Source organism: Bradyrhizobium sp. Kon56, from assembly GCF_055807635.1.
Map to the genome: position 1 here is coordinate 59,559 of NZ_JBVVOU010000011.1, position 26,605 is coordinate 86,163.

The following is a 26,605-nucleotide window of genomic DNA, read 5'->3' on the forward strand; positions in this document are numbered from 1 at the left end:
GGGTCTCGAAGGATGCCCGTGAAGGGCGGGCCGCGCTCCCCACCATGAGGGTCTTCTTGCGCCTCACGTCCCGCGCGGCTTGACCCGCCGGGTCGGCAGCGCATTCGCCGGATCTTCCGGCCAGGGATGGCGCGGGTAGCGGCCGCGCAAATCGGACCGCACGGCACTGTAGCTGCCGCGCCAGAAACCGGGGAGATCGCGCGTCACCTGCACCGGGCGCTGCGCCGGCGACAGCAGTTCCAGCACCAGCGGCACCTTGCCGGCGGCGATCGAGGGATGGGTGTTGAGGCCGAACAATTCCTGCAGCCGCACCGCGATGGTCGGCCCCTGCTCGGCTTCATAGTCGATCGCGAGCACGCTGCCGGTCGGGGCCTCGAAATGCGTCGGCGCCTCGCGGTCGAGCCGCGCGCGCATCTCCCACGGCAACAAAGCCATCAACGCGTCGGAGAGATCGCCGGCGGAAATATCCTTCAGCGCGATCTTGTCGTAGAGCGCCGGCACCAGCCAATCGTCGCGCCGCGCGATCAATCCGTCGTCCGAGAGATCGGGCCAGCTGTCGCCTTCGGCCCTGCGCAAAAACATCACGCGATCGCGCCATTGTTTGGCTACCTTCGACCAGGGCAGCCGGTCGAGTCCGGCGGCGATCAACCCGTCGGCGAAGATGCGCGCAGTGTCCCCCGAGGGCGACACGGCGAGCGTCGCCTCGGAGAGCGTGATCGCGTGCAGCGCGCGCTTGCGCCGCGCCCGCAGCGCCATCGCGCCGCGATCGAACGAGATCTCCTCGACGGATTCGATATGCTCGGCGAAATGCCGCTCGATCTCGTCCTGCGAGATTTGCGCCGCGAGCAGAATGCGCCCGCTCGCCGCCGTGCCGGTCATCTCGCCGACCGCGATATAAGGCGTGCGCGCGAGCGACGAGGTCTGATCCACCGCAGCACCCCGGCCGTTGGCGAGCACGAAGCTGCCATTGCCGCGGTTGCGCGCGACGCGATCCGGGAAGGCGTAGGCGAGCATCAGGCCGGTCGAGAGGTCACCTTCTGCGGTCGCCGCCTTCTCTGACGCCGCCACCTGCGAAGCCCAGCGCCGGGCGAGGTCGCGCGCGCTTGCGGCACGCGGGGAACGGTCGCGGCGGAACTGATCGCGCCGGTGCTCGAGATCGACGCTGTCGCCGCCGAGCCCGCGCTCGGTGATGATGGCCGCGATCTCGGCGGCGGCCTCGCCTTCGCCGGCACGGTGCGAATCCACGATCATGCGCGCGAGCCGCGGCGGCAGCGCCAGCGCGCGCAGGCTCTTGCCCTCCGCGGTGATGCGGCCATCGCCATCGAGCGCGTTGAGCTCGGAGAGCAGGCTTTTTGCTTCCTTCCAGGCCGGCTGCGGCGGCGGGTCGAGAAACGACAGCGCGGCAGGGTCGGCGACGCCCCATTGCGCGAGATCGAGCACCAGCGAGGACAGATCGGCGCTGAGGATCTCGGGCTGGGTGTAGGGCGCGAGCGAGGCTGTCTGAGGTTCGTCCCAGAGCCGGTAGCAGACGCCGGGTTCGGTGCGGCCGGCGCGGCCGCGGCGCTGGTCAGCCGCCGCGCGCGAGACGCGCACGGTCTCGAGCCGGGTCAGGCCGATGTCGGGCTCGTAGCGCGGCACGCGGGCGAGACCGGAATCGACCACGATGCGCACGCCCTCGATGGTCAGCGAGGTTTCCGCGATCGAAGTCGCCAGCACCACCTTGCGCGTGCCCTTGGGGGCCGGCGAGATGGCCCGGTCCTGCACGGCGGCGTCGAGCGCGCCGAACAGCGGCACGATTTCGATACTGGAATCCTGCACGCGTTCGCCGAGGAAATTCTGGGTGCGGCGGATTTCGGCGGCGCCCGGCAGGAACGCCAGCACCGAGCCGGCATCGGCGCGCAGCGCCGAGGCGATCGCATCCGCCATCTGCCGCTCGATCGGCGCGTCCGCCTTGCGGCCGAGATAGCGCGTCTCGACCGGAAAGGCGCGGCCCTCGCTTTCGACGACGGGCGCTTCGCCCAGCAATTTTGCCACGCGGGCGCCATCGAGCGTTGCCGACATCACGAGGATGCGCAAATCCTCGCGCAAGCCCAGCTGCGCGTCGCGCGCCAGCGCCAGGCCCATGTCGGCATCGAGCGAGCGCTCGTGGAATTCGTCGAACAGCACAGCGGCGATGCCCGACAGTTCGGGATCGTCGAGAATCTGGCGGGTGAAGATGCCCTCCGTCACCACCTCGATGCGGGTCGCGCGCGAGATCTTCGAGCCGAAGCGGACGCGATAGCCGACAGTCTCGCCGGCGCGTTCACCGAGTGATTTGGCCATGCGGTCGGCGCTGGCGCGCGCCGCGATGCGCCGCGGCTCCAGCACGATGATCTTCTTGCCTTTGGCCCAGGGGGCATCGAGCAGCGCCAGCGGTACGCGCGTGGTCTTGCCGGCGCCAGGAGGGGCCACCAGCACGGCGGCATGATGCGCCTCCAGCGTGCGCGAGAGGTCGTCGAGCACGGCATCGATCGGGAGGGGCGTGTCGAAACTGCGGGGCAAGGCCTGTCCATTCGTCACGCCCGAACAAAAAGCGCGAAGCGCGTCTTCGCACGGAAGTCGCCGGGCATCCACGTCGTCACACTAGAAAACAGACGTGGATGGCCGGGACAAGCCCGGCCATGACGGAATCGTTGCGAGGTCGGATCGCTAGCCCTGCACCGGCGGCCGTCCAACGCTCTCATAGACGAAGCCGGCCGCAGCCATCTCCTCGGGGCGGTAGATGTTGCGCAAGTCGACGATGACGGGCTGCGCCATGGTCGCCTTCAGCCGGTCGAGGTCGAGCGCGCGGAACTGCACCCATTCGGTGACGATCACGATCGCATCGGCGCCTTCCGCGCAGGAATAGGCGTCCTCGCAATAGATGATGCTGGGCAGCTCACTCTTCGCCTGCTCCATGCCGATGGGATCGAAGGCCTTCACCTTCGCGCCCATGTCGATCAGGCCGGTGACCAGCGGGATCGACGGCGCATCGCGCATGTCGTCGGTGTCGGGCTTGAAGGTGAGGCCGAGCACGGCGATGGTCTTGCCGCGGAGCGAGCCGCCGAGTGCCTGGCTCACTTTTCGCGCCATCGCCCGCTTGCGGTTCTCGTTGACCGCCAGCACGGATTCGACGATGCGCAAGGACACGTCGTAGTCCTGCGCGATCTTGATCAGCGCCTTGGTGTCTTTTGGGAAGCAGGAGCCGCCGAAGCCGGGGCCGGCGTGCAGGAATTTGGTGCCGATGCGGTTGTCCAGGCCAATGCCGCGCGCGACCTCCTGCACGTTGGCGCCGACCTTTTCGGAGAGGTCCGCGATCTCGTTGATGAAGGTGATCTTGGTCGCGAGGAAGGCGTTGGCGGCGTATTTGATCATCTCGGCGGTGCGGCGTTCCGTGAACATCAGCGGCGCCTGGTTCAGCGACAGCGGCCGATAGATGTCGCTCATCACCTTGCGGCCGCGCTCGTCGGAGGTGCCGACGACGATGCGGTCGGGGAATTTGAAGTCGCGGATCGCCGCGCCCTCGCGCAGGAATTCGGGATTCGAGGCGACGACGACGTCGGCTTTGGGATTGGTCTCGCGGATGATGCGCTCGACCTCGTCGCCGGTGCCGACCGGAACGGTCGATTTGGTCACGACGACGGTGAAGCCGGACAGCGATTGCGCGATCTCTTTCGCAGCGGCATAGACGTAGGACAGATCAGCGTGGCCGTCGCCGCGGCGCGACGGCGTGCCGACCGCGATGAAGACAGCATCGGCATCCGCAACCGGCTTGGACAAATCGGTGGTGAACTCCAGCCGCTTGGCCTTGACGTTGGTCGCCACCAGCTCGTCGAGCCCAGGCTCGTAGATCGGGATCTCGCCGCGATGAAGGGCCGCGATCTTCTTCTCGTCCTTGTCGACGCAGATGACGTCGTGGCCGAAATCCGCAAAGCAGGCTCCGGACACCAGTCCCACATAGCCCGTGCCGATCATAGCAATGCGCATGAAAAACCCTGTTTGGCTTGGTTAACAAAACCCCAATTCCACGGCGGTTTAGCATTTTCCCGGGGTGAGGGAACAGCCCGCGTGCAAAAAACGGCACAGCAATTGTACCAGTAAAGAAATCGTAAGCCGCAAGGCGGCAAACTGCTCCGCGTTCACACAGATCTGGCGGAACACGCCTCGAAAAGAGACACCATGGCACCATCAGGCACAATCGCCGCGAGCGGGGGACTCAAGGCCCCGGCTGCTGCGCGCGTCGATTGGGTCGATTACGCCAAGGGCATCTGCATCGTCACGGTCGTGATGATGCATTCGGTGCTGGGGGTCGAGCTTGCCGCCGGCGAGACCGGTTTCATGCATGTTTTGGTGGCCTTCGCGAAGCCATTCCGGATGCCTGATTTCTTCCTGATTTCGGGTCTGTTCCTGTCACTGGTGATCGACCGGGACTGGCGAAGCTATCTCGACCGCAAAGTGGTGCATTTCGCCTATTTCTATGTCGTCTGGGTGACAATCCAGTTCGGCTTCAAGGCCCCCGCATTCGCAGCAGAAACGAGCTGGCGCGACGCCGGATTGCTATATCTGGAATCCTTCGTCGAGCCGTTCGGCACGCTATGGTTCATCTACCTCCTGCCGATCTTCTTCGTCGTCACAAAACTGACACGGCGCATGCCGCAGCCCGCGATATGGCTCGTCGCGGCCGCGCTGGAGACGGCGCGCATTTCGACCGGCTGGACCGCGATCGACGAGTTCTGCGCGCGCTTCATCTATTTCTATTCGGGCTATCTGTTCGCGCCCTACGTGTTCGCGCTGTCGGACCGCGCGCGCAATCATCCCGCATGGGCGCTGACAGCGCTCGCGACATGGGTGCTGGTCAATGCCGGCCTCGTTGCGCTCGGCGCCAGCGAATGGAAAATCGTATCGCTCGTGCTCGGCTTCGCCGGCGCCTGCGCCATTATCACGATGGGCACGCTGCTCGCGCGCGTGCAATGGCTGAATGTCTTCCGCTTCTGCGGCGAGCATTCGATCGTGATCTATCTCGCCTTCTTCCTGCCGATGGCGGCGACACGGACGCTGCTCTTGCGCACGGGCATCATTCCCGACATCGGTGCGGTGTCGCTGATCGTGACCATCGCCGGCGTGATCGGCTCGCTCGCAATCTGGCAGATCGCACTGCGCCTTGGCGGCAACTTCCTGTTCGAGCGGCCCGATGCGTTCTGGATCGCGCCGAAGAAGACAGGCGCGGTGTTGCAGGCGGCGGAGTGATACTCTGCCGTCATCCCCGCGAAGGCGGGGATCCAGTATTCCAGAGGGCAGCAGTCGTATACGGAGAAGCCGCAGCGTACTGGATTCCCCGTCGTCGCGGGGAATGACAGCGGGGGATGCGGGAAATGACAGTGGGGATAGCGGCATCCGCAAGCCAAAAATCCACCTCCCAAGGCTGTCAAATCCCGCAAAAATTCATACATTGCGGCCATGCCCAAGAGCTCCCCAAAGACCACCGCCCAAGCTGACACCAAGGCTGCCGCGCCCAAGGCCGCCGAAACCAAGCCCGCTGCTGCGACAGCTGCTGCCAAGCCCGTTGCCGCGAAGGCGGCCGGCAAGGGCGACCATGTCTTCCTGGTCGACGGTTCCGGCTACATCTTCCGCGCCTACCATGCGCTGCCGCCGATGAACCGCAAGTCCGACGGCTTGCAGGTCAATGCCGTGCTCGGCTTCTGCAACATGCTGTGGAAGCTGTTGCGCGAGATGCCCGAGGACAACCGGCCGACCCATCTGGCGATCATTTTCGACAAGTCGGAAATCACCTTCCGCAACAAGATCTATCCTGAGTACAAGGCACACCGGCAGCCGGCCCCGGACGATCTGATCCCGCAATTTTCGCTGATCCGCGAGGCGGTGCGCGCCTTCGACCTGCCTTGCCTGGAACAGGTGGGCTTCGAGGCCGACGATTTGATTGCGACCTATGTACGGCAAGCCTGCGAGCGCGGCGCAAGCGCGACAATCGTGTCCTCCGACAAGGACCTGATGCAGCTCGTCACCGACTGCGTCACCATGTACGACACCATGAAGGACCGCCGCATTGGCATCCCCGAGGTGATCGAGAAGTTTGGCGTGCCGCCGGAGAAGGTGGTGGAAGTGCAGGCCCTGGCTGGCGATTCCACCGATAACGTTCCGGGCGTGCCCGGCATCGGCATCAAGACCGCGGCGCAGCTGATCGTCGAATATGGCGATCTCGAGCAATTGCTGTTCCGCGCCACCGAAATCAAGCAGCCGAAGCGGCGCGAGGCGCTGATCGAGAACGCCGAGAAGGCGCGCATCTCGCGGCAGCTCGTATTGCTCGACGACAAGGTCGACCTCGACGTCCCGTTGGACGATCTCGCCGTCCACGAGCCCGATGCGCGCAAGCTGATCGCGTTCCTGAAGGCGATGGAATTTTCCACGCTGACGCGCCGCGTCGCCGAGTTCTCGCAGATCGATCCGGCCAACGTCGATGCCGATCCAGGCTATTCCAGCGGCGCCAGCGTCTTCTCGCCGCTGCCGCCTTCGGACGTCGTGCCGGCCCCGGGAACCGGCGCGCCGGCGCAAGTTCCGGTGGGCCAGCGCAACCCTTCGGCGAGCAAGGAGGACAAGGCCGCGAGTCCGAAGGGCGCGCCGATTTCGCTCGCCGCCGCGCGGGAAGAGGCTTTGCGCAAGCTTCCGGTCGACCGCAGCAAGTACCAGGCCATCAAGACGCTCGCGGAATTGAACGCGTTCATCGCGCGCATTCACGATGCCGGCCATGTCGCGGTCGAGATCCGGGGAAACTCGATCGATCCGATGCAGGCCGACCTCTGCGGTATCGCGCTGGCGCTGGCGCCGAACGAGGCCTGCTACGTGCCGCTGGCGCACAAGCAGTCCGGCGGCGGCGCCGGCCTGTTCGACGCGGGCCTCGCGCCCGACCAGGTCAAGCACACTGATGCGATCGGAGCGTTGCGGCCGGTGCTGGAATCACCAGGCATTCTCAAGATCGGCTTCGACGTCAAATTCACCGCGGTGATGCTGGCGCAGCACGGCATCACACTGCGCAACACCGATGATGCGCAGCTGATCTCCTACGTGCTCGATGCCGGCCGCGGCTCGCACGCTCTGGAGCAACTGTCCGAGCGCTGGTTCGGTCACGCGATGCTCAAAGACAACGAGCTGCTCGGCAGCGGCAAGGGCAAGATCACGTTCAACCAGGTGCCGATCGACAAGGCCGCGTCGCTGTCGGCGGAAGGCGCCGACGTGACCTTGCGCGTCTGGCGCGTGCTGAAGCCGCGCCTCATCGCCGAGCACATGACCACGGTCTACGAGACGCTGGAACGCCCGCTGGTCGCGGTGCTCGCACGCATGGAGCGGCGCGGCATCTCGATCGATCGTCAGGTGCTGTCGCGTCTCTCCGGCGACTTCGCCCAGACTGCGGCCCGTGTCGAAGCCGAGATCCAGCAGATCGCGGGCGAGCCGGTCAATGTCGGCAGCCCGAAGCAGATCGGCGACATCCTGTTCGGCAAGATGGGACTGTCGGGCGGCACCAAGACCAAGACCGGCGCGTGGTCGACCACCGCTCAGGTGCTCGACGAGCTCGCCGAGCAGGGCCACGACCTCCCGAAGAAGATTCTGGAGTGGCGCCAGGTCTCGAAGCTCAAATCGACCTACACGGACGCGTTGCCGACCTACGTGAATCCCCAGACCCACCGCGTCCATACGACCTACGCGCTGGCCGCGACCACGACGGGCCGGCTGTCGTCGAACGAGCCGAATTTGCAGAACATTCCGGTGCGCACCGAGGACGGACGCAAGATCCGGCGCGCCTTCATCGCAACGCCAGGGCACAAGCTCGTCTCCGCCGACTATTCGCAGATCGAGCTGCGGCTGCTCGCTGAGATCGCCGACATTCCCGTGCTGCAGCAGGCGTTCCGCGACGGTCTGGACATTCACGCCATGACGGCATCGGAAATGTTCGGCGTGCCGATCAAGGGCATGCCGAGCGAAATCAGGCGCCGCGCCAAGGCGATCAATTTCGGCATCATCTACGGCATTTCGGCGTTCGGCCTCGCCAACCAGCTCGGCATCGCGCGCGAAGAGGCCTCCGCCTACATCAAGAAATACTTCGAACGCTTCCCCGGCATCCGCGCCTACATGGACGAGACGCGCGACTTCTGCCGGAGCCACGGCTACGTCACCACGCTGTTCGGACGGAAGATGTACTATCCCGACATCAAGGCTTCGAACGCCTCGGTGCGGGCCTTCAACGAGCGCGCCGCGATCAACGCCCGGCTCCAGGGCACCGCCGCCGACATCATCCGCCGCGCGATGACGCGGATGGAGGATGCCTTGGTCCAGAAGAAATTGTCGGCGCAGATGCTGCTGCAGGTGCACGACGAACTGATCTTCGAGGTGCCGGACGCGGAGGTCGAGGCGACGCTCCCCGTCGTGCAGCACGTGATGCAGGACGCGCCGTTCCCGGCCGTGCTGCTCTCGGTGCCGCTGCATGTCGATGCACGCGCAGCGAACAATTGGGACGAGGCACATTGACGCTACGTCTTCACTTCGCTCCTTCCAAACTTTGAGTGTCGTCCCGGCCAAGTGCGCCCGCACGGGGGCCGGGACGACCTATAGAGAGAGAGACACAGGTCAGAATTGTCCTCCGTGCAATTGCGCGATGGCACGGCGAGGCCTCGCATATTAAAATCGAGCGGTCTCCCGCACCGGTTCAGCCATGCCCCACGCCTCCGCCCTGCTCGGCTTCGCTCTCGTCTGCCTCGGCCTCGTGCTCACGCCCGGGCCGAACATGATCTACCTGATCTCGCGTTCGATCACGCAAGGGCCTGCGGCGGGCATCGTCTCGCTCGGCGGCGTGGCGCTCGGCTTCGTGTTCTACATGCTGTGCGCGGCATTCGGCATCACGGCGCTGCTGCTCGCCGTTCCCTTCGCCTATGACGCGCTGCGCTTTGCCGGCGCGGGTTATCTGTTGTGGCTGGCCTGGCAGGCAGTGAAGCCGGGCGGGCGCTCGCCGTTCCAGGTGAAGCAGCTTGCGATCGACAGCCCGCGCAAATTGTTCGCGATGGGGTTCGTCACCAATCTGCTCAACCCGAAGATCGCGATGCTTTACCTCGCGCTGCTGCCGCAGTTCATCGACCCCGCCGCCGGCAGCGTGCTGGCGCAGTCGGTGGTGCTCGGCGCGATCCAGATCGCGATCAGTGTCAGCGTGAATGCCATGATCGCGCTTGCGGCAGGATCGATCGCGCTGTTTCTCGCAAGCCGGCCAAGCTGGATGCTGGTCCAGCGCTGGCTAATGGGCACGGTGCTGGCCGGGCTTGCGGTACGGATGGCGGTCGAAGCGCGGAAGGTGTGATTTTCACCTCTCCCCGCTTGCGGGGAGAGGGAGAGAAAGATCAATCCAGCTTCGCCTCCATGCCCCGCTTCACCGCGGGGCGCGCCATCAGGGCCTCGTACCAGCGCTTGACGTTGGGGAAGTCGGCCAGGTCAACCTTGTGGCGAGGGTGACGCCAGGCCCAGCCCAGGATGGCAAAATCGGCAACCGAGAGCTCGCCGGCCACGAAATCGCGAGCCTCCAACCGGCGGTCGAGGACGCCGTAGAGCCGTCGCGTCTCCGCCATGTAGCGCTTGAGGCCGTAGGCGCGGTCCTGCTCGTTCTCGAGCGCGATGAAATGGTGCACCTGGCCCGGCATCGGCCCGAAGCCGCCCATCTGCCACATCAGCCATTCATAGACGGGGATGCGGCCCGAAAGCGATTTCGGCAGGAATTTGCCGGTCTTTTCGCCGAGATACAGCAGGATCGCCCCCGACTCGAAGATGCTGACGGGCTTGCCGTCCGGCCCCTCGGGATCGAGGATCGCGGGAATCTTGTTGTTGGGCGAGAGCTTCAGGAACTCCGGCGCCATCTGTTCGCCCTTGCTGATATTCACCAGGATCACCTTGTAGGGCAGCCCCATCTCCTCCAGCGCGACCGAGATCTTGCGGCCGTTCGGCGTGTTCCAGGTGTGCAGCTCGATGGTCATTTGTCGCGTGTCCTTGCCCAGCCTTCTTGCAGGTTTTCTTGCCCGAGATATCCGGCATCCACCTACCCCAGAACGTTGCACCCCCACAACCGGCCGCCCGGGATGGCCGATCCCTGTTGACGGGGGAAGCCCCCTCTGGAATGTCGAGGCCGTCGCGGATAAATTCCGCCACCTCCAAAAATGCTCCCGAGGGCCCGCCGTGTCTAAATCAGCCTCCCGCGCCCGCCTGTTCGAGATCATCCGCCGGCGCTCCTTCGGCCGCGGCGAGGTGACGCTCGCGTCGGGCCGCAAGAGCGACTTCTACTTCAACCTCAAGCCGACCATGCTCGACCCGGAGGGTGCGACCCTGCTCGCCGAGCTGACCTATGAGGCGCTGAAGGATGACCAGCTCGATTTCATCGGCGGGCTCGAGATGGGCGCGGTGCCGCTGGCCGGCGCGCTGGCGCAGATCTCCTGGATCAAGGGCCATCCCATCGCGGCCTTCTTCGTGCGCAAGAAGCCGAAGGAGCATGGCGCCAAGCTCGCGATCGAGGGGCTGCCCAGGGGCGAGACGCTGGAGGGCAAGCGCGTCGTGATCGTCGAGGATGTCACCACCACCGGCGGCTCGGCGATGAAGGCCGTGGAAGCGGTGCGCGAGACCGGCGCGGAAGTGGTGCTGGTGCTGACCATGGTCGACCGCGAGGAAGGCGCCGACGACACCTTTGGCGCGGCCGGGCTGCCGTTCCGCTCGCTGTACAAGGCGTCGGAGTTCTTGAAGGCTTGAGCGGCTAGACTTTTTCCGCCGTCGTGCCCGGGCTTGACCGGGCATCCACGTCTTTGCCGCACCAGAGATCCTGGATGGCCGGGACAAGCCCGGCCATGACGAGGTCCACCCGTCCGGCGACGCCGCTCCTCCCCCCTCAACCGCTCATTTACCATCCCGCCTTATGGTGAATCATGTGCTGAGACCTGATGGTCCCGGCCGGTTGGGTAGCGCCGGGTGGAGTAAGCGTTTGCGTACAGTCATGTCCCATGCGCGCCGGTGGCGTCGCGCGATGCTCGTAGCCGCCACATTGGCAGCACCGCTGGTTGCGGCTCCGGCCCCGGTTTCGGCCGAAGGCCTGTTCGACTTCTTCTTCGGCGGAATGCAGCAGCAGCAGCGGCCGCAGCGTGAGGTGCCGCAGCAGCCGAGCTCCTACGCCGATCCATTCACCGGCCAGCAGAACGGCGCAAGTCCGCCATACGTGCCGCCGACACGTTCGGCTGCGGCCGGCGGCTCGGGACCGGCGTTCTGCGTGCGCAGCTGCGACGGCAAATATTTTCCGCTGATGCGCGGTCTCACCTCGCCCGCGCAGATGTGTCAGGCGTTCTGTCCTGCAAGCGCCACCAAGATCTATTTCGGCTCCTCGATCGACGGCGCGGCGTCGCAGACCGGCGAGCGCTATGCCGATAGCGAGAACGCGTTCGCCTATCGCAAGGCGCTGCGCGCCGACTGCACCTGCAACGGCCGCGAGCCGGTCGGCCTTGCTCCGGTCGATCTGGCGCTGGACTCGTCGCTAAAGCCCGGCGACGTGATCGCCACCAGCGACGGTCTCGTCGCCTATACCGGCATCCGCGTCGGCAACGACCAGGCCGCGGACTTCACCCCGGTCGCCTCCTATCCCGGTCTCACCGCGCAGGTCCGCGCACGGCTCGGCGAGATGAAGGTGGCGCCGGTGCGCGCCGACACGGTGGCGGCGGATGCCCCTGCCGCGGAGATCGTGCGCGAGACGCTCCCCGACGTGACGGTGCCGAAAACGCAAAAGCCGGCGAAGCGGGCTGGGCTGGACTAGCTCAGGCTCGTCTGTAGCCAAGCCGTCATTGCGAGCGACTTGTCCGCCGAAGCTCGAAGAGCGAAGGCGGAAGCGAAGCAATCCAGTCTGGCTCCGTGGAGGCACTCTGGATTGCTTCGTCGCAAGAGGCTCCTCGCAATGACGGAGGATGGTGGGTCACCGTCCGATGATCACGCCGATCACGTTCGGCGCCGCCAGATATTTCTCCTCGATCGCCGCGCGCGCGGCGGCGCGGTTGTCTGCCGTGAGCAGGCCGCGCTTCTCGGCTAAAATCATCCAGCAAAAACCCCACCAGTCGGTGAGCATGCCTTGGTCGTCGACGAGATCATAACCCTGCTCGGCGGCGAAGATGCGCGCATGCGCTTCGTCAAGCGTGTCGAGGAACAGATGGTCCTGCGCCGAAAACAGATCGTCGCTGACGTCGTCGATGGTGTAGCCCCAGATCGACTGGCACACCGCGTTGAACTCGCGGTCGAACTGGTCGTCGTCGACCGCGTGGCGCCGCGCCGCCTGATGCAGCCGCGACAGCGAGCGCGCGAAATCGGCGATCCTGGTGAGGGCAAATTGATCGAAGGCAATGGTGGACATGTAGTCCTCGCGAAGTCTGGCAGACGCTAGATATGGTGTCGGCAACACGCCGAATCACAATGATATATCAAAGACTTGCTAAAGTGTTCTTAATTTGTTCTGATGTTAGGCGCGATTGTTGGAGAGCGTCGTCCTGGCGAAAGCCAGGACCCATTACCCCGGTCAGTGTTGCTTTTGCGGGTTGGGCCATGAGCACGAGCAGCTACTTCGTCTACATTCTCGCAAGCCGCCATCACGACACGATCTATATCGGAATCACCAACGACGTCCGCGCGCGGCTTGAGCTACATCGTTCGGGTCGCGGCTCGAAGTTCGTGCACAAGTATAAAATCTTCCGCCTCGTTCATGTCGAAGCCTACGCAACACTGCAGGAGGCGATCGCGCGCGAGAAGCAGCTCAAGTTCTGGAAGCGGGACTGGAAGATCAAGCTGATCGAGGAAGAAATCCCGATTGGAATGATCGGTCAGGCCTCATCTGACAGGCGGGTAATGGGTCCTGGCTTCCGCCAGGACGACACCTTCTTCGTTGCACCAGCCCCTGCTCAATTCGCCGCTGACATCAACTTATCCCCGCACGCGCTTGCGTAAAATTTGCCGCCGCATTGGCGCTTGATGGCGGCGCAGCGGGCGGCGGAGGATGCGTTTTGCGGAAGCGTGACGGCGCAGCTCAGGCCGTCGGCGCTGCGGCCGATCTTGCCGGCGGCGAAGGCGGCGCTGGACGCGGTGATGCAGACGACGAGGAAGGTGGCGGCGGCGATTTCGATCAGCCGTCGCGTCACAGGTCTCATCAGAGAGTTCATCGGGCGCCTCCTCCACACTGATGGCTGAATTGGCCGCCATTCTAGCACCAAATCCACGTTTCCCCGTATGCGTCCGGGTTCCCAAATCGGCCCGTTCCTTGCATAATTTTACGCCAAACGCAGTGCACGGTCGCACCAGCAATGGTTCCGTACAGAGGCAAGATGCGTAGGGTCAGTAGTGTTCTCGCGACCAGGAAGTGACGACTTTGCAAGATTCATCGTTCCAGCCCAATTTCTCCGCCCCCAACCAGCCCATCGACGAACTCGCTCTGGCTGAGATCAAGGGCGCGATCCTGGCGAAGCTGCGCCTTGCCATCGGCAAGGATGCGGGCATGGCCACCAAGCACGACTGGTACCAGGCCGCGGCGCTGGCGCTGCGCGATCGCATCGTGCATCGCTGGCTCACGGCCGAGAAGCACAGCTACGATGCGGGGCGCAAGCGGGTCTATTATCTCTCGCTCGAATTCCTGATCGGCCGCCTCTTCAGCGACGCGCTGAACAATATGGGGCTATTGAAGATCTTCGAGGTCGCGCTCGGCGATCTCGGCGTTTCCTTGCCTGAGCTGCGCAAATGCGAGCCGGACGCGGCGCTCGGCAATGGCGGCCTGGGCCGTCTCGCCGCCTGCTTCATGGAAAGCATGGCGACGCTGTCGATCCCTGCGATCGGCTACGGCATCCGTTATGATTACGGCCTGTTCCGTCAGATCATCAATCAGGGCTGGCAGCAGGAATATCCGGACGAATGGCTCGGCTTCGGCAACCCTTGGGAATTGCAGCGGCCCGAAGTGATCTATGACATTCGCTTCGGCGGCGGTGTCGAGCATGTCGAAGACAAGGGCCGCGATCGCGCGATCTGGCATCCGTCCGAGACCGTGCAGGCGATGGCCTATGACACGCCGATCGTCGGCTGGCGCGGCCAGCACGTCAACGCGCTGCGGCTGTGGTCGGCACGCTCGCCCGATCCGTTGAAGCTCGATGCCTTCAACACCGGCGACTATGTCAGCGCCAGCGCCGAGCAGTCGCGCGCGGAAGCGATCTGTAAATTCCTCTACCCGAACGACGAGAGCCCGGCGGGCCGCGAGCTGCGCCTGCGCCAGGAATATTTCTTCGTCTCGGCTTCGCTGCAGGACCTGATCAAGCGGCACCTTGCGTCGGACGGCCAGCTTCGCAGCCTGTCGAGCAAGGTCGCGGTGCAGCTCAACGACACCCATCCGAGCCTGGCCGTCACCGAGCTGATGCGGATCCTGATCGACGACCACAATTTCCGCTGGGACGAGGCCTGGAAGATCACGGTCGCCACGCTGTCCTACACCAACCACACGCTGCTGCCTGAGGCGCTGGAGACCTGGCCGGTCGAGCTGTTCGAACGGCTGTTGCCGCGGCATCTCGAGATCATCTACCGCATCAACGTGCAGCATCTCGCGCTCGCAGAGGCGCGCGCCCCCGGCGACATCGACTTCCGCGCCTCGGTGTCGCTGATCGACGAGCGGAGCGGCCGGCGCGTGCGCATGGGCCAGCTCGCCTTCGTCGGCTCCCACCGCATCAACGGCGTCTCGGCGATGCATTCGGACCTGATGCGGGAGACCGTGTTCCACGACCTCAACCATCTCTACCCCGGCCGCATCACCAACAAGACCAACGGCATCACCTTCCGCCGCTGGCTGATGCTGGCGAACCCGAAACTGACCGATCTGTTGCGCGAGACCTGTGGCGACGCCGTGCTCGATGATCCGACGCAGCTCAGCCTGATCGAGGCCCGCGCCAGCGACGTCGAATTCCAGAAGAGGTTCCGCGCAGTCAAGCTTCACAACAAGACGGCGCTGGCGCGCCTGATCGGCGAGCGCCTCGGCATCAAGGTCGACCCGAACGCGCTGTTCGACGTGCAGATCAAGCGCATCCACGAATACAAGCGCCAGCTTCTCAATGTCATCGAGACGGTCGCGCTGTACCAGGCGATCAAGGACGACCCCAACGGCAACTGGGTGCCGCGGGTGAAGATCTTTGCGGGCAAGGCGGCGGCGAGCTACCGCTACGCCAAGCTGATCATCAAACTCATCAACGATGTTGCGGAAGTCGTCAACAACGATCCCGCCATCGGCGGCAAGCTCAAGGTCGTGTTCCTGCCCGACTACAATGTCAGCCTTGCCGAAGTGATCATTCCCGCTGCCGACCTCTCCGAGCAGATCTCGACAGCCGGCATGGAAGCCTCCGGCACCGGCAACATGAAACTGTCGCTGAACGGCGCCCTCACCATCGGCACGCTCGACGGCGCCAACATCGAGATCCGCGACCATGTCGGCGCGGAGAACATCGCGATCTTCGGCATGGAAGCCGGTGACGTGATGATCCGGCGCAAGCAGGGGCTGGACGCCTCGGACGTGATCCGCAATTCGCCGAAGCTCCAGCGCGCCATCAATGCGATCGGCGCCGGCGAATTCTCGCCCGGCGATCCCGGCCGCTTCGAATCGATCGCGCATGCGCTGCGCTATCTCGACCATTACATGGTCAGCGCCGACTTCGATTCTTATTACGAGGCGCAGCGCAGCGTCGATGCGCGCTGGCAGGTGGCGCCGGCCTGGACCCGCGCCTCGATCCTCAACGTCGCGCGCATGGCGTGGTTCTCCTCCGACCGCACCATTCGCGAATACGCCGAGGAGATCTGGAACGTGCCGGTCAACCCCACCACGCCGCTGCTGCCGACCCTGCGCGACGTCGCGGGCTGAATTTCCGCGACGTGAAATCGGTTACCCACGAGGTAATTGCACAAGCCGGCGGCGGACGTGATATGACGTCCGTCATTGAACGCCGGATCAAGCAATGCACGCCAAGCTCCCGCACCCTTTCGACGACGCCACCCGCGTCACCGCCGGTGACTCGAGCTGGCAGGGACACACCAGCGACGATTACTGGGCCTTTGTCGGCCCGTTCGGCGGCGTCACGGCCGCGACCATTTTGCGCGCGCTGATCGAGCATCCGGAACGTGCCGGCGATCCGCTGGCGCTCACCGTGAATTACTGCGCGCCGATCGCCAAGGGGCCGTTCGATCTCGACGTGCGACTGGTGAAGGCCAACCGCTCCAGCCAGCACTGGAGCGTCGAACTGTCGCAAGGCGGCGGCGAGGTCGCAACCCTCGCCACCGCGGTGTTCGCCGAACGCCGGCCGTCCTGGGACCACAGGGTGGCGCAATATCCGGATGCAAAGCCGTTCGAAGAGACGATGCCGTTCCCAAAGATCGCGGCGTCCTGGGCCAACCAGTATGAATTCCGGTTCGTCGAGGGCGAGATGCGGATCGGCCCGTCCAAGCCCGAACTCGCCAGCACTTACTCAAAGCTCTGGATCAGTGATCGCGAGCCGCGCAAGCTGGACATGCCGTCGCTGATGTCGATGTCGGACGCCTTCTTCGGCCGCATCTTCCACGCGCGGCGCGAGCTGGTGCCGTTTGGCACGGTGTCGCTGACGACGTATTTCCACACTGACAGCGAAGAACTCGCGGCCGAGGACATCACCCGCGTGCTGGCGACCGCAGATTCAAAGATCATGCACAAGAGCTACGCCGACCAGAACGCCGAGCTGTGGTCGCCCCACGGAAGGCTGCTCGCGACGAGCACGCAGATCGCGTATTTCAAGGCGTAGCTGCTTCCGCAAGTTCGTCATTGCGAGCGCGGCGAAGCAATCCAGACTGTTTCCGCGGAGGGATTCTGGATTGCTTCGCTGCGCTCGCAATGACGGTGGAGAGACATCTTGAAAAGCAAAAGGGCGGCCTCGCGGCCGCCCTTTCGAATTTCAAACGACGCAAGCTTACTCCGCCGCGAGCTTCACGTCCGGTGCAGCGGCGCGGACCTCGGCGTCGACCTGGGCTTCGAACTTGGCAAAGTTCTTCTGGAACATGCCGACCAGCGCGCGGGCGGTCTTGTCGAACTCGTCCTTGTCCTTCCAGGTGTTGACCGGGTTGAGGATCTCGCTCGGCACGCCCGGCAGCGCGGTCGGGACCGCGAAGCCGAAATATTTATCGGTGCGGAATTCGACGTTGCGAAGCGAGCCGTCGAGGGCCGCGGTCAGCAGCGCGCGCGTCACCTTGATCGGCATGCGCGAGCCGGTACCGTACTTGCCGCCGGTCCATCCCGTGTTGACCAGCCAGCAGTCGACATTGTGCTGGGCGATCAGGTCGCGCAGCATGTTGCCGTAGACGGAGGGGTCGAGCGGCAGGAAGGGCGAGCCGAAGCAGGTCGAGAATTCCGGCTGCGGCTCATTGCCGAGACCGCGCTCGGTGCCAGCGACCTTGGCGGTGTAGCCCGACAGGAAGTGATACATCGCCTGCGCCGGCGAGAGCTTGGCGATCGGCGGCAGCACGCCGAAGGCGTCGGCGGCGAGCATCACCACGTTCTTCGGCTGCGGTGCGCGGCCGGTGCGCGAGGCGTTCGGGATGAACTCGAGCGGATAGGCCGAGCGCGTATTCTCGGTCTTGGAGCCGTCGTCGAAATCGACCACGCGGGTGTCTTCGTCCAACACGCAGTTCTCGAGCACCGCGCCGAAGCGGGTCGAGGCGGCATAGATCTCGGGCTCGGCTTCCTGCGACAGCTTGATGCACTTGGCGTAGCAGCCGCCTTCGAAGTTGAAGACGCCGTTCGGGCCCCAGCCGTGCTCGTCATCGCCGATCAGCGTGCGGTTCGGATCGGCTGACAGCGTGGTCTTGCCGGTGCCGGACAGGCCGAAGAAGATCGCCGCATCGCCCTTGGCGCCGACATTGGCCGAGCAATGCATCGGCATCACGCCGCGCTCGGGCAGATAGTAGTTCAGCGTGGTGAAGACCGACTTCTTCATCTCGCCGGCATAGTAAGACCCGCCGATCAGCACGATCTTGCGGGCGAAATCGATCGCGACGACATTCTCCGACTTGCAGCCATGGCGCTTCGGATCGGCGCGGAAGCTCGGCATGTCGATGATGGTGAGCTCGGGCACGAACGCCGAGAGCTCGATCGCCTCGGGACGGATCAGCAGCGTGCGGATGAACAGCGAGTGCCAGGCGAGCTCGGTGAAGACGCGGGTCTTGATGCGATAAGCCGGATCGGCGCCGCCATAGAGGTCCTGTGCGAACAGCGACTTGCCTTCGGCGTGCTTGAGGAAGTCCTGGTAGAGCGTCTCGAACTGCTCTGCGGTGATCGACTGGTTGCCGGCCCACCACATCTTCTTGTCGGTGGTGGCGTCACGCACCGTGAATTTGTCCTTGGGGCTGCGGCCGGTGAACTCGCCGGTGTCGGCGCAGAGCGCGCCATCGGCCGACAGCACCGCCTCGCCCGCGGAGAGCGCGTATTGATAGAGTTGCGGCGCACCGAGGTTCCAGTGAACCTGCTTGAGATTCTTTAAGCCGAATTTGTCGGCGCCGAAGGCACCGTTGCGCACGCCCGTCTCTTGCACGAAAAATCCTCCTAGAACCCACTCAGCGCGATCATGCTTGGCGCCGCCGCGGTCACCGTGATTACAGGCCGTTCGGCCTCGGTTGGAACGACCTAATACTGATGAACGCAGGCGTTGCCAAGCTGATCCCTTCGGATTTGGTTTATTCAAGGACCGCGCCAAACGTCGCGCATGTCAGCTCTGAGCAGTCGCATCAAAAAATCAACAATGATCGCGCAACCAAATGCGCGTTTCGGCGTTTCACAAGGTTATTGCGACGCACAATGCCCAAGACGGTCTCGATGAAAATTCCAAGGCCACCCTATCGTACCGCGCCTTCGCCGATGAGCGCGAAGGGCCCCCACATCGCAGGATAGGCGTTGCGCGGAGACGAGGTGTCGTCAACGTAGGTTAACATCGCGCGGCGCAAGGCTTCGGCACGCCCGATTTGTGGTTCGTTTTTGAGCAGCTCGAAAGTCATCGTGGTCAGGCGGGTGGCAGCTTCCGAATCCACGGCCCAATGCGAGACCAGGAGCGCGCGCGCACCGGCGTATAAGAACGAGCGCGCCAGTCCCGACAGGGCCTCGGCGCCGGGCTTGTCGCCCGCGATGGTGTTGCAGGCCGACAGCACAACCCAATCCGCATTGAGCTTGAGCTGAGCGACTTCACTCGCGGTGAGTAGACCGTCGTCGAGTTCAGTGGGCTGATCGGGAATGGAGAGCGCGAGCGAGGGCTCACCCAGTCCCTTGATGTCGCCGGCAACGAGGCCGTGGGTGGCAAAGTAGATGATGCCGTATTGAGCAAGCGCTGCACGCTTGAGCGTCGTCTCGCTGGCGTCGCGGCCGAGATGAATGTCGGCCTCGGAAGCCCCGACATCCCTGGCCACCGCGTTCAACTCATCGGCGGTGTCGGGCAGTTGCGGCAGCGCCTGCGCAAGCCGCGCGCGATCGACGCCGGCACCGCGCCAGAAATCACTATAGGCGATGGTCGCGATGCTGCGCGCGGCGACCTTGCCGTTCGCGGCGCGCCGCTCGGCGGGCCCTTCCAGTGCAGGATTGAACACGGGATCGCCGAAGCCGGTCATCGGCTTCACGCTTTGATCCCGACGCGCGAAGGCCCGCAGCGATTTCAGACTGCCCACCGACGGCAGCACCGAGACGGCCTGGCGCCGCAGCAGCCAGGCGGCGCCGCGATAGCCTTCGAGCGTGTCCGGGATCGCAGCCTGCGGCTTCTCCGTGACGAGCAGATGAAACGGCAATGCGGTCAGCGCAGCCGACGGCACCACCAGCAGGCTGTGCTTGTCCTTTGTCAACGCCTCGACCGGACCGAGCAGCGCGACATGGAGCTCGTTGGCGAGCGCCAGATCGAACAATCCGGATTTGCCGGAGGCGTCGCGCGCTTTGCCGACGTCGAGTCCCTTGCGGAATGCCGTCACCTTCTGCGTCAGCGCATCCGCGCCGAGTGGGATGGCCTTCCAGTCGACGCCCTCGCGCGTGATCGCGATGACATAGCTCTGCTTGTCGACGACGGAATAGAGCACCATCGCCTCGTCGGCCGACAGCAGCAGCCGGATGTCCTTTGCCGTCAACGGCAGCGGATTGGAGAGTGACGCGTAGTCGGGAAACTCGACCGCGAGCGTCTTCTGCAAGCCCGCACGCTCGTTGGCAATCATTGCAATCCGCGCGCGGCTGCGCTGTTCGGTTGCGAGATCGCGCTGCGCGGATTGCTTCGACACTGCGGCAACGATCGCCTTGTCGAGTGCCTCTGACTCAGCCGCGAGATCCTGATCCCGGCGCACCAGCTCGGCGAGCCGGTCGCTGCCGGCGGCAAGCCGAACCGCGAGCTTGTTCACGGCGGATGCGGCGGAGGATTGCGTGCCGCGCTGGATCGCGGCGAGGGCCTCGTCGAGCGCCTTGTCGCCGGACAGCAGATCTTGTTGGCGCGCGGCGAACAGGACCGGCAAGACGATGCGCAACTGGGCGCGATCGCCCCGAAGAGTCCTTTCCGCGAACGGCAATGCGTCCGCGGCGCGCCCGGCCACGTAGAGAAAATAAGCCAGATTGCCGGTCGAGGTCATGACCTCGGGATGATCGGGCCCGAGTGCATTTTCGCGGATGACCAGCGCGCGACGATAGAGCGGCTCGGCGTCACCGTAGCGCTGCTGGTGCTCGTAGAGGCCGGCGAGATTGTTCAGCGAGCGGGCGACGTCGGGATGATCCGGTCCCAGCACCTTCTCCCGGATCGCGAGCGAGCGCTTGATCGGCGCTTCCGCGTCCGCATCGCGATTGAGATCGCGATAGACCTGGCCGAGATTGTTCAGGACGGTGGCCACCGCCGGATGCTCGGAGCCGCCAGCCTTCTGGTAGATCGCGAGCGCCCGCTGAAACAGCGGCTCGGCTTCGGCATAGTGCTGCTGCTTCACATAGAGCGTGGCGAGATTATTGAGTGACTGGCCGACATCGGGATGCTCGCGCGACAATCCCTTCTCGCGAACGGCGAGCGCGCGCTTGAACAGCGGCTCAGCCTCGGCGTAGCGGCTCTGCCGCTGGTAGAGCGCGGCGAGGTTGCTCAGTTCGGCTCCGATCAACGGGGTTTCGAGACCGAGCGACTTTTCCATCAGCATGATGGCGCGCTTGTAGAGCGGCTCCGCCAGATCGTCGTGGCCCTGACCGGCATGAACCTGGCCGAGGTTGTTCAGCGCGGCGGCGAGTTCGCGACCTGTGTCGCTCTTCTCCAGGTTCGCGACCATACCTTGCGCCAAAGGCAGTGCTTCCGAATATCTGCCGGCGCTCATGAGGGTGTTGATCCGCGCGCTCTCCGCGGCGAGACCTTTCTGGCCGACGCGTGACAAGCGATGCGGTGATCGCGAGCATCAAACCCGCAACCAGCGTCCGTCTATTCCATTCTGCCATGACGCTCTCGCCGCCGCCTTCTGACCGGTAACGAACTTGGGTCGCGGCGATGGGCAGCAGCGTTCAATGTGTTGCGCTCTGGTTCATCCTGGTGCGCGCTTCGCCGGCGAGGCGAACCAGCATCTTGCGCAGCGCCGTGCCATCAGCCACCCGCTCCGGAAAATCCAGCCGCAAGACGGTCTGGCCGTCCTGCATGTCGAGGCCCTCCGGATCGCAGCCGGTGCAGCGCCAGTCGCCCGCAGCAGCACCGAGCAGTTTTGTTGCATAGAGGCCCATGGCCTCGCGGTGGTCGGCATTCATGTGCTCCACCGCGCCCTCCTCCGCCGTCAGCAAGTCCTCGGCCCCCGTGAGGTCGGTCAGGAATTGCTCCGGCTTGAGGTCGACGATCCGGCCGAAGCCGGCGACCAGATGGGTTCCCGTAGGCCGGATCCGAAAGAAAGAGAAATCTTTAAAGGAAACAAAGGCTCCCGCTGAGGGATGAGCATTGAGATACCGTCGCCGGAGCAGATCCTTGTCGGCATCGGCCGGCTCGGCATGGCCGGACAGCATGATCCGGGCACCTTCCAGCGGATCGCCCGCCGCCCGCTCGTCCAGCATCAAGGACACCCGGCTGTCGGCCAGGATGTTCCTGGTGTGCACGGCCAATCCTGAGATCAGCAGGATCGGAGAGCCATCCGGATGGCTCGCCAGATTGACCAGGGAACAATAAGGATCGCCGCTGCCGGACATCAATGTCGCCAAGGCCCCCTGCCGTGAGCGCCGCAGCAGCGATTTGGCGAGCTTTCCGGAGTCGAAGTCGGGGGGCGGTTGCATCGGCTTTCTCGGGTCAGGTGGTTGCATGGAGGGCCTTTTTTCGGGTAAACCGGGGCCCGGTTATGGGTCGAGATGCGGCGAATCTGCCGTGTTTCGTGGAACTTGGTCACACTTCAGCCTAGCTTGCATTGCTCGGTGACAAGGTTCGAATGCCAACATCGGCACCCATGTATGCGGCGCATCAGTGGATTGCTCGCCGTTTTCAAGCCACGACCCAAACGGAAAGCAGAAAGCAGAGGCTCATGCCCACAATCGCTTTGGTCGACGACGACCGCAACATTCTCACATCCGTCTCGATCGCGCTGGAGGCCGAAGGCTATCGCATCATGACCTATACCGACGGCGCCTCAGCGCTCGACGGTTTCCGCACCACCCAGCCCGATCTTGCCATCCTCGACATCAAGATGCCGCGCATGGACGGCATGGAGACGTTGCGCCGGCTGCGGCAGAAATCCGACCTGCCGGTGATCTTCCTGACCTCGAAGGACGAAGAGATCGACGAGCTGTTCGGCCTCAAGATGGGCGCCGACGACTTCATCCGCAAACCGTTCTCGCAGCGCCTGCTGGTCGAGCGCGTCAAGGCGGTGCTGCGCCGTTCGGCGCCGAAGGACCCGACCGTCACGCCGAAGGAGAACGACGCCAAGGCGCTCGACCGCGGCCTGCTGCGCATGGATCCTGAACGGCACACCTGCACCTGGAAAAACGAGCCGGTGACGCTGACCGTCACCGAATTCCTGATCCTGCAGGCGCTCGCGACCCGGCCCGGCGTGGTGAAGAGCCGCAACGCGCTGATGGACGCCGCCTATGACGACCAGGTCTATGTCGACGACCGCACCATCGACAGCCACATCAAGCGGCTGCGCAAGAAGTTCAAGGTGGTCGACAACGAGTTCGAGATGATCGAGACGCTCTACGGCGTCGGCTACCGCTTCAAGGAAGCCTGAGGCGCGCGCGCCTCCACGAAAGACCGAGAGCATCGCCGGTTCTGATTCCGTCGGGACCGGGATGGCTCTAGGATGCGGGGACCTTCGCACGAGCTGTCCTAACGCGGGCGTGAGCATTGCTTGACCGAACGCAGCCTGACGAGAACCAGAACGCCGAGGACGTCACCGCCCACGGCGCTCGGGATCAATTGAGCGAGGACAAGCCGGCCGTGCGGGGCTGGCGTCCGCTGAACTGGCTGAAGCGGGCCGGGCAGTTCTTCTTCGCGCTGTCCTTCTCGAGCCTGACCCGCCGCATCGTCTCGCTCAACCTCGCCGGCCTGGTCGCGCTGGTGGCGAGCATCCTCTATCTGTCGCAATTCCGCGCCGGCCTGATCGACGCGCGCGCGCAGAGCCTGCTGGTGCAGGCGGAAATCATCGCCGGCGCGATCGCGGCGTCCGCGACGGTGCAGACCAACGCCATCACCATCGACCCCGACCGGTTGCTCGACCTCAAGCCGGGCGAGACCTATGGCGGCTCGGACGAGTATTCCCCGCTGGATTTTCCGATCAATCCGGAGCGCGTGGCACCGGTGCTGCGCACGCTGATCTCGCCGACCAAGACGCGCGCCCGCATCTACGACCCGAACGGCAGCCTGCTGGTCGATAGCCGCAGCCTCGATACCGTGGTGCGCTTCCCCCTGCCGTCAGTGTCCGCCGAGAAGCCTGGCATGGTCGAACGCGGCATGGTCGCGGTCCGCACCTGGCTCAATCGCGGCGACCTGCCGCTCTATCGCGAGCTCGGCCCCGAGAACGGCAATGGCTATGCGGAGGTCGGCGACGCGCTCCAGGGCCAGAAGCGCTCGATGGTGCGGGTCAATGCGCGCGGCGAGGTGATCGTCTCTGTGGCGGTCCCCGTGCTGCGCTCGCGCGCCATCCATGGCGCGCTGATGCTGTCGACGCAGGGCGACGACATCGACCAGATGGTCACCGCCGAGCGCCTCGCCATCCTCAAAGTGGGCGGCGTCGCCGCCGCGGTCATGATCATGCTGTCGCTGCTGCTCGCCAGCACGATCGCAGGTCCGGTCCGCCGGCTCGCCGACAGCGCCGAGCTGATCCGCCGCCGGATCAGGACCCGCGTCGAAATTCCCGACTTCACCCGTCGTCGCGACGAGATCGGCCATCTCTCCGGTGCGCTGCGCGACATGACCAGTGCACTCTACAGCCGCATCGAAGCGATCGAGATGTTCGCCGCCGACGTCGCGCACGAATTGAAGAACCCGTTGACCTCGTTGCGCTCCGCGGTCGAGACGTTGCCGCTGGCGCGCAACGAGAACAGCCGCGCGCGCCTGCTCGAGGTGATCGAGCATGACGTCAAGCGGCTCGACCGGCTGATCTCGGACATCTCCGACGCCAGCCGTCTCGATGCAGAACTGCAGCGCCAGGATGCGATTCCGGTCGACCTGCGCCGCCTGCTGACGACGCTCGTCTCCGTCGCCAATGAAACCAAGCTCGGCCATGACGTCGCGGTCGAAATGCGTTTCGAGGGCCGCAGCCCGACCGACAATTTCGCCGTGACCGGCCACGATTCGCGACTCGGACAAGTGGTCTCCAACCTGCTCTCGAACGCACAGTCCTTCTCCGAGCCCGGCAACAAGGTGCGCCTCACCTGCCGCCGCGTACGCGGAGAGATCGAGATCGTGGTCGACGACGACGGCCCCGGAATCCGCGACGACGCGCTGGAGCGCATCTTCGAGCGCTTCTACACCGACCGCCCTCATCAGGGCTTTGGCCAGAACTCCGGCCTTGGCCTGTCGATCTCCAAGCAGATCGTCGACGCGCATGGCGGACGCATCTGGGCGGAGAACCGCCTCGGCCCGGCGGACGAGGACGGCGCGCCCAGTGTTGTCGGCGCGCGTTTCGTGGTGAGGCTGCCGGCGCTATGAGCGACGGTGGGCCCAGCGTTCACGCCTCGGCGGTCAAGGTTGGAGATCTGGCGGTGCTGATCCGCGGGCCCTCGGGCTCCGGCAAGTCGCGCCTTGCCTTCGATTTGATCATGGCAGGACGCAGCGGCGTGCTCGAAACGGCCGTTCTGGTCGGTGATGACCGTGTCCATCTGGCGACAGTCGGCCGCGAAATTGAGGTCCGCCCCGCCCCGGTTCTGGCCGGCCTGATCGAGATCCGGGGGCTGGGAATCCGCCGCTGCGACTTTGTGGAGCATGCGACCGTCGGCCTCGTGGTCGATCTGGACGCCGCGGATGCGGAGCGGCTGCCGCCGGCCCAATCCCTGAAAACAGCCATTTTAGGTGTCGAAATACCACGAATCCCAGTCGGCCGCGACTATTTGCCCCTTCCTCTGGTTGTCGCGGCCTTGACCACTACCAAGAGTTCATCTCCCGTTAACCCTTCAGGCGATTGTTTGAAGGGAAATGGTAACCATATGAACCCCACACTCGCGACCGAATAGACCGGCGCAGCTCCCCTTATCCATCCGTCTAGATTCAGGGAGATACGCAACATCCCCTCTTGCGCGGGGGCTCTGGATGGTCAAAGTGGCGCGTTCGTGCGGTGCACCAAAAGCGCCCGCGAGGAGTTTTCCGATGATTGGTCTAGTACTTGTGACCCACGGGCGCCTTGCCGACGAATTCAAGGCAGCGCTTGAACATGTCATGGGCCCACAAAAGCAAATCGAAGCGATCACGATCGGCGCCGAAGATGATTCCGATCTCTGTCGAAGCGACATTATCGAGGCGGTTAACCGCGTCGATTCCGGCGACGGCGTCGCGATCCTCACCGACATGTTCGGCGGCACGCCGTCCAATTTGGCAATATCCTGCATGAGCCGGCCGAAGGTCGAGGTGCTCGCGGGCATCAACCTTCCCATGCTGGTGAAGCTCGCCAAGGTGCGCGAGGAGCGTCCGCTCCCCGACGCGATCGCGATGGCCCAGGAAGCCGGCCGCAAATACGTCACCATCGCCAGCCGCGTCCTCGCCGGCAAATGAGCGACGAGGCGCCGCAAGCCGGGACGGGCGTGCCCGCGGGCGCGATCTCCAAGGACCTCCTGATCATCAACAAGCGCGGCCTGCACGCGCGGGCCTCCGCCAAGTTCGTTCAGGCCGTCGAGCGTTTCAGCGCGCAGGTCTGGGTGACGCGCGGCGGCGAAACCGTCGGCGGCACCTCGATCATGGGCCTGATGATGCTCGCCGCCGGTCCCGGCACCACCATCACGGTCGCCGCGTCCGGCGATGATGCCGAGGCCGCGCTCGCGGCGATCACCGAACTCGTTGAAAGCAAATTCAACGAGGAAGGGATTTAGGCGGATTCG

19 protein-coding genes and 2 pseudogenes are annotated in these 26,605 nt (G+C 64.6%); 13 read left to right on the forward strand and 8 right to left on the reverse strand.

Translation table 11 applies throughout. From position 1 onward, the window contains the following. Positions 1-63: 63 nt before the first annotated feature. A complete protein-coding gene (gene hrpB / locus AC0L3B_RS19260) occupies positions 64-2,541 on the reverse strand; it encodes an ATP-dependent helicase HrpB (RefSeq protein WP_377828463.1) in 2,478 nt (825 codons plus the stop codon). A 147-nt stretch (positions 2,542-2,688) separates the two neighbouring features. Further along, on the reverse strand, positions 2,689-4,005 hold the full coding sequence (locus tag AC0L3B_RS19265) for a UDP-glucose dehydrogenase family protein (RefSeq protein ID WP_473380903.1): 1,317 nt from the start codon (positions 4,003-4,005) through the stop codon (positions 2,689-2,691). 192 nt (positions 4,006-4,197) lie between these two features. Here AC0L3B_RS19265 and AC0L3B_RS19270 point away from each other — a divergent pair, with 192 nt between their 5' ends. The 3 genes from AC0L3B_RS19270 to AC0L3B_RS19280 all read left to right on the forward strand — a co-directional run bounded on the left by AC0L3B_RS19270 (position 4,198) and on the right by AC0L3B_RS19280 (position 9,376). Then, on the forward strand, positions 4,198-5,265 hold the full coding sequence (locus AC0L3B_RS19270) for an acyltransferase family protein (protein WP_473380904.1): 1,068 nt from the start codon (positions 4,198-4,200) through the stop codon (positions 5,263-5,265). A gap of 210 nt (positions 5,266-5,475) precedes the next feature. Further along, on the forward strand, positions 5,476-8,556 hold the full coding sequence (polA, locus tag AC0L3B_RS19275) for a DNA polymerase I (protein WP_473380905.1): 3,081 nt from the start codon (positions 5,476-5,478) through the stop codon (positions 8,554-8,556). Positions 8,557-8,740: 184 nt separating this feature from the next. Beyond that, positions 8,741-9,376, forward strand: coding sequence for a LysE family translocator (locus tag AC0L3B_RS19280; protein ID WP_247285412.1), 636 nt, complete (start codon positions 8,741-8,743; stop codon positions 9,374-9,376). 40 nt (positions 9,377-9,416) lie between these two features. Here AC0L3B_RS19280 and AC0L3B_RS19285 read toward each other — a convergent pair whose 3' ends face one another. Continuing rightward, positions 9,417-10,043 carry a glutathione S-transferase family protein gene (locus AC0L3B_RS19285; protein WP_473380906.1) on the reverse strand — a complete coding sequence of 209 codons (627 nt, stop codon included), beginning with the start codon at positions 10,041-10,043 and terminating at the stop codon, positions 9,417-9,419. A 199-nt stretch (positions 10,044-10,242) separates the two neighbouring features. On the opposite strand from AC0L3B_RS19285, the gene pyrE reads away from it, so the two are divergent. Further along, positions 10,243-10,806 carry an orotate phosphoribosyltransferase gene (pyrE, locus tag AC0L3B_RS19290; protein ID WP_018460046.1) on the forward strand — a complete coding sequence of 188 codons (564 nt, stop codon included), beginning with the start codon at positions 10,243-10,245 and terminating at the stop codon, positions 10,804-10,806. Between the two features lie 271 nt (positions 10,807-11,077). After that, positions 11,078-11,854 carry a DUF2865 domain-containing protein gene (locus AC0L3B_RS19295; RefSeq protein ID WP_083926594.1) on the forward strand — a complete coding sequence of 259 codons (777 nt, stop codon included), beginning with the start codon at positions 11,078-11,080 and terminating at the stop codon, positions 11,852-11,854. 156 nt (positions 11,855-12,010) lie between these two features. Here the strand turns inward: AC0L3B_RS19295 and AC0L3B_RS19300 are convergent, their stop codons facing one another. Continuing rightward, positions 12,011-12,442: a hypothetical protein gene (locus tag AC0L3B_RS19300; RefSeq protein ID WP_018460048.1), complete on the reverse strand. Its 432-nt coding sequence runs from the start codon at positions 12,440-12,442 to the stop codon at positions 12,011-12,013. A 188-nt stretch (positions 12,443-12,630) separates the two neighbouring features. Between AC0L3B_RS19300 and AC0L3B_RS19305 the strand changes: the two are divergent. Next, positions 12,631-12,920 (forward strand): annotated as a pseudogene (locus AC0L3B_RS19305) (GIY-YIG nuclease family protein). A 63-nt stretch (positions 12,921-12,983) separates the two neighbouring features. Here AC0L3B_RS19305 and AC0L3B_RS19310 read toward each other — a convergent pair. Further along, complete coding sequence (locus AC0L3B_RS19310; protein ID WP_240544159.1) at positions 12,984-13,229, reverse strand: hypothetical protein; 246 nt, start codon at positions 13,227-13,229, stop codon at positions 12,984-12,986. A 218-nt stretch (positions 13,230-13,447) separates the two neighbouring features. On the opposite strand from AC0L3B_RS19310, the gene AC0L3B_RS19315 reads away from it, so the two are divergent. Next, the gene (locus AC0L3B_RS19315) at positions 13,448-15,964 is read left to right on the forward strand and encodes a glycogen/starch/alpha-glucan phosphorylase (RefSeq protein ID WP_085384957.1); all 2,517 of its coding nucleotides are present in this window, start codon (positions 13,448-13,450) and stop codon (positions 15,962-15,964) included. Between the two features lie 94 nt (positions 15,965-16,058). Next, positions 16,059-16,874 carry an acyl-CoA thioesterase gene (locus tag AC0L3B_RS19320; RefSeq protein WP_085352000.1) on the forward strand — a complete coding sequence of 272 codons (816 nt, stop codon included), beginning with the start codon at positions 16,059-16,061 and terminating at the stop codon, positions 16,872-16,874. Positions 16,875-17,039: 165 nt separating this feature from the next. On the opposite strand, the gene AC0L3B_RS19325 is transcribed toward AC0L3B_RS19320, so the two are convergent. The 3 genes and pseudogenes from AC0L3B_RS19325 to AC0L3B_RS19335 form a co-directional block, all read right to left on the reverse strand. After that, positions 17,040-18,656, reverse strand: coding sequence for a phosphoenolpyruvate carboxykinase (locus AC0L3B_RS19325; RefSeq protein WP_018460052.1), 1,617 nt, complete (start codon positions 18,654-18,656; stop codon positions 17,040-17,042). A 301-nt stretch (positions 18,657-18,957) separates the two neighbouring features. Further along, a pseudogene (locus tag AC0L3B_RS19330) lies at positions 18,958-21,547 on the reverse strand (CHAT domain-containing protein). Between the two features lie 63 nt (positions 21,548-21,610). After that, the gene (locus tag AC0L3B_RS19335) at positions 21,611-22,360 is read right to left on the reverse strand and encodes a HugZ family pyridoxamine 5'-phosphate oxidase (protein WP_473380907.1); all 750 of its coding nucleotides are present in this window, start codon (positions 22,358-22,360) and stop codon (positions 21,611-21,613) included. Positions 22,361-22,602: 242 nt separating this feature from the next. Here AC0L3B_RS19335 and AC0L3B_RS19340 point away from each other — a divergent pair, with 242 nt between their 5' ends. From AC0L3B_RS19340 to AC0L3B_RS19360, 5 genes are all read left to right on the forward strand, one after another. Then, on the forward strand, positions 22,603-23,304 hold the full coding sequence (locus AC0L3B_RS19340) for a response regulator transcription factor (protein WP_007597749.1): 702 nt from the start codon (positions 22,603-22,605) through the stop codon (positions 23,302-23,304). Positions 23,305-23,420: 116 nt separating this feature from the next. Beyond that, positions 23,421-25,226, forward strand: a complete 1,806-nt coding sequence (locus AC0L3B_RS19345) for a sensor histidine kinase (RefSeq protein WP_162496303.1) — start codon at positions 23,421-23,423, stop codon at positions 25,224-25,226. Then, positions 25,223-25,747 (forward strand): HPr kinase/phosphorylase, encoded by a 525-nt coding sequence (locus tag AC0L3B_RS19350; protein ID WP_018460057.1) that lies wholly within the window; start codon positions 25,223-25,225, stop codon positions 25,745-25,747. The genes AC0L3B_RS19345 and AC0L3B_RS19350 overlap by 4 nt, the downstream gene beginning before the upstream one ends. Before the next feature lie 133 nt (positions 25,748-25,880). After that, on the forward strand, positions 25,881-26,282 hold the full coding sequence (locus tag AC0L3B_RS19355) for a PTS sugar transporter subunit IIA (RefSeq protein WP_007597752.1): 402 nt from the start codon (positions 25,881-25,883) through the stop codon (positions 26,280-26,282). Further along, entirely contained in the window at positions 26,279-26,596 is a 318-nt protein-coding gene (locus tag AC0L3B_RS19360; protein ID WP_018460059.1) for an HPr family phosphocarrier protein, read from the forward strand. The genes AC0L3B_RS19355 and AC0L3B_RS19360 overlap by 4 nt, the downstream gene beginning before the upstream one ends. The last annotated feature ends 9 nt before the right edge of the window (positions 26,597-26,605 follow it).